2 protein-coding genes are annotated in these 3,389 nt (G+C 67.3%); both read left to right on the top strand.

Annotated features, from left to right (window positions below; translation table 11 throughout):
• Positions 1-1,028: bifunctional diguanylate cyclase/phosphodiesterase (locus tag Q0S71_RS06785; protein WP_295993204.1), on the top strand; the 1,028-nt coding region annotated here is incomplete at its 5' end.
• 15 nt (positions 1,029-1,043) lie between these two features.
• Positions 1,044-3,308 (top strand): xanthine dehydrogenase family protein molybdopterin-binding subunit, encoded by a 2,265-nt coding sequence (locus Q0S71_RS06790; RefSeq protein WP_295993207.1) that lies wholly within the window; start codon positions 1,044-1,046, stop codon positions 3,306-3,308.
• The last annotated feature ends 81 nt before the right edge of the window (positions 3,309-3,389 follow it).

The following is a 3,389-nucleotide window of genomic DNA, read 5'->3' on the forward strand; positions in this document are numbered from 1 at the left end:
AATTCATCGTCCTGCTGGAAAACGTCGACGGCCAGTACGGCGCCAGCCTGGTGGCCGAAAAACTGGTGGCCATGTTCGAGCAGCCCTTCATGGTCGCCGGCCACGAATTGTTCGTCACCTGCAGCGTCGGCATCAGCCTGTTCCCGCACGACGCCGTCGACTTGAATATGTTGATCCGTAACGCCGACGTGGCCATGTACCAGGCCAAGGCGCGCGGCCGCAACGGCTACCGCTTCTACGCGCCGTCGATGACGGGCGAGGGCGTCGAGCGCCTGCGCCTGGAAACCTTTTTGCGCCGGTCCATCGAAAAAGACGAGATCTTCCTGAACTACCAGCCGCAGGTTGAAATCGACACCGGCCGCCTGATCGGCGTCGAGGCGCTGGTGCGCTGGAACCACCCGGAACTGGGACTGGTGCCGCCGATCCGCTTCATCCCGCTGGCCGAGGACACGGGCTTCATCAACCAGCTGGGCAAGTGGGTGCTGTTCGAATCGTGCCGCCAGATGATGCGCTGGCAGAAGGCCGGCCTGCACGTGCCCAAGATCGCCGTCAACCTGTCGGCCAAGCAGTTCGAGCGCGGCAGCCTGGTGAACATGGTGGCCGAGATTCTGCGCGAAACGGGGCTCGAGCCGGAGCGCTTGCAGCTGGAGGTGACGGAGTCCGTCATCATGAACACCGGCGACGCCATGGTCTTCATCAACGACCTGCACTCGATCGGCGTCGGCCTGGCCATCGACGATTTCGGCACCGGCTATTCCTCGCTGGCCTACCTGAAGCAGCTGCCGGTGCAGACGCTGAAGATCGACCGCTCCTTCATCAAGGATATCTCGACCGACGCCAACGACGAAGCCATCGACATCGCCATCATCCAACTGGGCAAGAGCATGAATCTGTCGGTCATCGCCGAAGGCGTGGAAACCGCCGAGCAGGCGGCCTTTTTGCTGCGCCACGGCTGCCGTCTGGCGCAGGGCTACTTCTACAGCAAGCCGGTATTGGCCGACGATCTGCTGTCGCGCTGGATCGCTTAACTCCTCAAGGCCGCCATGTTGAAACCCCGTCCGTTCTCGCGCCGCCGTTTTATTTTCAGCGGCCTGGCCGCCGCCGGCGTGCTGGTGGTGGGCTGGGGCGCGCTGCCGCCGCGCCAGCGCCTGCAGGGCACGCACCCGCTGCCGCTCACCGACGGCGCGGTCGCCCTCAATGGCTGGGTCGCCATCGGGCCCGACGGCACGGTGTCGGTGGCGATGCCGCGCAGCGAAATGGGGCAGGGCGTGCACACCGCGCTGCCGATGCTGGTGGCCGAGGAGCTCGACGTGCCGCTGGCGTCCATCAAACTGCTGCAGGCGCCCATCGATAAAATTTTCGGCAACGTCGCCATGCTGCGCGACGGCCTGCCCTTCCATCCCGACGATCGCGGCGCCATGAAGGCGGTGGCGCAATGGACCGTCGGCAAAGTGGCGCGCGAGCTGGGCATCATCATCACGGGCGGCTCGTCGAGCGTGAAGGACGCGTGGGAGCCGATGCGCGAAGCCGGCGCCACCGCGCGCGCGCTGCTGATCGCGGCCGCCGCCGAACAGTGGCGGGTGGCGCCGGCCGAATGCCGCACCGAGGCCGGTTTCGTCATCCACGCCAGCGGCAAGCGGGCATCCTACGGCAGCCTGGCGGCGCGCGCGGTGCTGGCGACGCCGGGCGAGGTGCGGCTCAAGGACAGCAAGGACTTCAAGTTGATCGGCACCCCGGCGCCGCGCCGCGACACGCCGTCCAAGGTCGATGGCAGCGCCGGATTCGGCATCGACGCGCGCCCGCCCGGCATGGTCTACGCGGCCGTGCGCATGGCGCCGACGGTGGGCGGCACGGTGGCCAGGGTCGACGCGGCGGCGGCGATGACCATGCCGGGCGTGGCGCGGGTGGTCGATTTCTCGCACGCGCTGGGTCGGTTTGATGGCGCCGGCGCCGGCGTGGCCGTGGTCGCGGCCAGCTACTGGCAGGCCAGACAGGCCGCGCTGGCCTTGACCATTGCGTGGAACGAGGGCGCGCACGCCGGCTTGTCGAGCGATGAAATCTATCGCGACTTCGCGTCCAGGCTCGATGCGGAATCGGGCTACGCCTATTACAAGACCGGCGACATGGACGCGGGCAAAAACGCGGCAAAAACCGTGACGGCCGAGTACCGCGCGCCGTATCTGGCGCATGCGACGATGGAACCGGTCAATTGCACCGCGCAGGTCAAGGACGGCAAGGTGTGGCTGTGGGCCGCCACGCAGTCGCCCGGTTTCGCGGTCGACGTCGCGGCCAGGGTGGCGGGCGTGAAGCCGGAGCAGGTGGCGCTGGCGGTGACGATGCTGGGCGGCGGCTTCGGACGCCGGCTCGATGTCGACATGGTGGCGCAGGCCGTCGCCATCGCCATGGAATGCAAGGGCGCGCCGGTGCAGGTGATCTGGTCGCGCGAAGACGACATCACCCACGACGTCTATCGCCCGGCCGCGCTGGCCCGCTTCAGCGCCGGCCTCGATGCGGCCGGCAACGTGCTCGCCTACGACAACAAGTCGGCCAGCGGATCGGTGTCGCACCAGTTCTTCAAGCGCAATCTGGGCTTGCCGCCCGGTGGGCCGGACAAGACGACGGCCGAGGGCGAGTTCGACATGCAGTATGAATTCCCCAACCAGCGCATCGCCCACGTGATCGTCGACAGCGCGGTGCCGCTCGGGTATTGGCGCTCGGTCGGGCATTTGCACAACGCCTTTTTTAAAGAGAGCTTCATCGACGAACTGGCGCACGCGGCGGGCAAGGACAGCGTCGAATTCCGGCGCGGCCTGTTGGCGCGCCATCCGCGTCATCTGGCGGTGCTGAACGCGGCGGTCGCGCGGGCGGGGACGGCGCCGCCGGGGCGCGCCCACGGCGTGGCGCTGCACCAGTCCTTCGGCACCATCGTCGCGCAGGTGGCGGAGGTGTCGGTCGACGGGAAGGAGATACGCGTGCACCGGGTGGTGTGCGCGGTCGATTGCGGCATCGCCGTCAATCCCAACATCATCGCGCAGCAGGCCGAATCGGCCGTGGTGTTCGGCTTGTCGGCGGCCCTGTTCGGGGCGGTGACGTTCAAGGACGGCAAGGTCGAACAGAGTAATTTCCACGACTATCAGGTGCTGCGCATGAATCAGGCGCCGCAGGTGGAAACCATCATCATGGCCAGCGCCGCGCATCCCGAGGGGATGGGCGAGCCGGCCACGCCGCCGATCGCGCCGGCGGTGGCCAATGCCGTGTTCAAGTTGACAGGCCAGCGTTTGCGCAGCTTGCCGTTGAAGCTGGCGTGACTGAGGGCAGGCGATTGCTGCCCGATGATTTCGCCGCTGCGGACCCGGGGTCAGGCCACGGTTTCGAGAGGGGCATTCGAA

It is taken from the genome of Rugamonas sp., from assembly GCF_025354735.1.
Classification (GTDB): Bacteria; Pseudomonadota; Gammaproteobacteria; order Burkholderiales; family Burkholderiaceae_D; genus Rugamonas.